This window comes from Microbacterium sp. B19 (assembly GCF_000333395.1).
Lineage (GTDB): Bacteria > Actinomycetota > Actinomycetes > Actinomycetales > Microbacteriaceae > Microbacterium.
The window spans coordinates 1-2,854 of record NZ_BADA01000008.1; the positions used below are offsets into that span (position 1 = coordinate 1).

The following is a 2,854-nucleotide window of genomic DNA, read 5'->3' on the forward strand; positions in this document are numbered from 1 at the left end:
GATGCGCGAGTCGGCGAGACCTCGGCGGGTCGAGGGTCCGGCCGTTGAGCGTCACGGAGTTCACCGTGCGCGCGATGAGGTCGATGAACGTCGACGCCCCCTCGGTGGCGGCGAAGCGGACGGTCGTCACGGAACCGAAGACCTCGTCGCCGCGCGTGAGGTCGAGGCGCACGTCGTAATCGTGCGTGTCGACGATCGCGCGGCGCTCCTGCGCTTCGATGCGGGTGAGGTTCTCTCCTGGCACTGGCGTTCTCCCGAGGATGTGGGTGGATCGTCGCGGATGGCACTGCTGGCGCCGACGACAACCGTATAAGCCTAGTGTCGAGATACCCCCGGGCCGGGCTGATCGCTCAGGTGGGAGGATGTCGGGGTGAGCACGACCGACACGGACACCACCCCCGAGACCGTCCTCTACGCGTCTCCCGCCGCGGCATCCGGACCCAAGTGGGTCGAGACCCCGGTGGCGTACGACGCGATCCTCCTCGCCGGTTTCGGCGGCCCGGAGGGCCAGGACGACGTCATCCCCTTCTTGCGAAATGTGACGCGCGGACGCGGGATCCCCGACGAGCGCCTCGAAGAGGTCGCCCACCACTACCGCCACTTCGGCGGCGTCAGCCCGATCAACGAGCACAACCGTCAGTTGAAGGCGGCGCTCGAGGCCGAGATCGCGCGCCGCGGGCTGAACCTCCCCGTGTACTGGGGCAACCGCAACTGGTCGCCGTACCTCGAGGAAGCCGTCACCGAGGCCGCCGAGGCCGGTGACACGACGCTGCTCGCGATCGCGACGAGCGCGTACAGCTCGTTCTCCAGTTGCCGCCAGTACCGCGAGGACTACGCCCGCGTGCTCGAGGCGACCGGCCTCGGCGAAACCGTGACGATCGACAAGGTGCGGCAGTTCTTCGACCACCCCGGGTTCGTCTCGACCTTCGTCGAGGGAGTGAAGGATGCCGTGTCGACGTACGTCGCGGACGGGATCGCGCCCGAGAAGATCCGCGTGCTCTTCTCCACCCACTCCATTCCGACCGCCGACGCGCAGCGCTCCGGCCCCCGTGACGTCGACTTCGGCGAGGGCGGCGCGTACGAGGCGCAGCACAAGGCCGTCGCCGCGTTCGTCATGGCCGAGGTCGCCGCGGCGATCGCCGACGTGGAGTGGGAGCTCGTGTATCAGTCGCGCTCCGGCCCCGCGTCCCAGCCGTGGCTCGAGCCCGACGTGAACGACGTGATCGCCGAACTCCCCGGCCGCGGCGCCGAGGCCGTCGTGATCGTGCCGCTCGGCTTCGTCAGCGATCACATGGAGGTCCTGTGGGACCTCGACACCGAGGCCATGGAGGCCGCGGAGGAAGCCGGCATCCGCGCCGTCCGCACGCCCACCCCGGGCATCGACCCCGCGTACGTCTCGGGCCTCGTCGACCTCGTCGAGGAGCGTCTGAAGGGCACCCCGAAGGCGGACCGTCCGCACCTGACCGACCTCGGTCCCTGGTACGACGTGTGCCGCCCCGGCTGCTGCGAGAACGTGCGCGCGGGGTTCAAGCCCGTCGCCGCGGGCCTGCGCCCCTGACACACCACGGCGCCGCTCGTCCCGATCCGGGGCGGGCGGCGTCCTCGTTCGCGCCCGCAGTGTCGGTGGCCGTCCCTAGGATGGGCGCATGCGCATTCACATCGGCACCGATCACGCCGGTCTCGAGTTCTCCACCCAGCTCCAGCACCACCTCGCCTCGCAGGGCCACGAGGTCGTCGATCACGGCCCCATCGAGTACGACCCGCTCGACGACTACCCGGCCTTCTGCATCCGCGCCGCCCAGGCCGTCGTGCGCGACCAGGCCGACGGCATCGAGACGCTCGGCGTCGTCTTCGGCGGCTCGGGCAACGGCGAGCAGATCGCGGCGAAAAAGGTGCTCGGGGTGCGCGCCGCCCTCGTCTGGAACATCCCGACCGCCGAACTCGCGCGTCAGCACAACGACGCGAACGTGATCGCCATCGGCGCGCGTCAGCACACGTTTTAAGAGGCCGCGTCGTTCATCGACCGCTTCATCGCGACGCCGTTCTCGGGCGAAGAGCGCCACGCCCGCCGCATCGCGCAGCTCGCCGCCTACGAGCAGGACGGCATCCTGCTGCCCGATCCGCGCGAGAACGCCGCGCAGCCCGACGTCCTCGACGCCAGCGACTCGTTCGACCCCGAGGCAGGCTGATGCCCGAAGGGCATTCCGTCCACCGCATCGCTCGGCAGTTCGACCGCAACATCGTCGGCCGCACGGTAGCGGCATCCAGTCCCCAGGGCCGGTTCGCCGAGGGCGCGGCCGTGATCGACGGGCGCGAGGCCCTCGAGGTCCGCGCCGTCGGCAAGCAGATGTTCCTGCGGTTCGACCCCGACGTGTGGTTGCGGGTGCACCTCGGTATGTACGGCGCGTGGGACTTCGCGGGCGAGGTCGCGATCGACGCGACCATCGCCTCGGCGAACGGGCGCATGGGGCACACGAACCAGCGCGGGACGGTTCTCGACGAGCCGATCCTGGATGCCGCCGGCGAGAACTCCCTCACCTCGATCGGCGCGCCGCGGCGCGCACGCGTGCGCATGTCCGAGCAGACGACCGGGCTCGAGGAGCAGACCGAGTGGCCGCCGCCCGTGGTCGGTGCGGTGCGGCTGCGCCTGCTGACCGAAACGACGTGCGCCGACCTGCGCGGACCCACCGCGTGCCAGCTGCAGACCCCCGACGAGGTGGCCGCGACGATCGCCAAGCTCGGCCCCGACCCGCTCGTCGACGACGTCGCCGCGGGGGAGGAGCGGTTCGTCGCGACCGTGCGCCGCAAGCCCACCGCGATCGGGCTCCTGCTCAGGACCAGGCCGTCGAGCGGC

At 70.8% G+C, this 2,854-nt stretch carries 3 protein-coding genes and 1 pseudogene; 3 read left to right on the forward strand and 1 reads right to left on the reverse strand.

Going from position 1 to position 2,854, the window contains the following annotated elements; genetic code table 11:
* On the reverse strand, positions 1 to 244 hold a 244-nt coding region (locus I5G_RS19610; protein WP_036325403.1), incomplete at its 3' end, for a hypothetical protein.
* A 126-nt stretch (positions 245 to 370) separates the two neighbouring features.
* On the opposite strand from I5G_RS19610, the gene I5G_RS00180 reads away from it, so the two are divergent.
* The 3 genes and pseudogenes from I5G_RS00180 to I5G_RS00190 form a co-directional block, all read left to right on the forward strand.
* Positions 371 to 1,558 (forward strand): ferrochelatase, encoded by a 1,188-nt coding sequence (locus I5G_RS00180; RefSeq protein ID WP_022877243.1) that lies wholly within the window; start codon positions 371 to 373, stop codon positions 1,556 to 1,558.
* 88 nt (positions 1,559 to 1,646) lie between these two features.
* Positions 1,647 to 2,189: pseudogene (locus tag I5G_RS19615) on the forward strand (ribose-5-phosphate isomerase).
* Positions 2,189 to 2,854: DNA-formamidopyrimidine glycosylase family protein (locus I5G_RS00190; protein ID WP_022877244.1), on the forward strand; the 666-nt coding region annotated here is incomplete at its 3' end. The pseudogene I5G_RS19615 and the gene I5G_RS00190, both read left to right, overlap by 1 nt.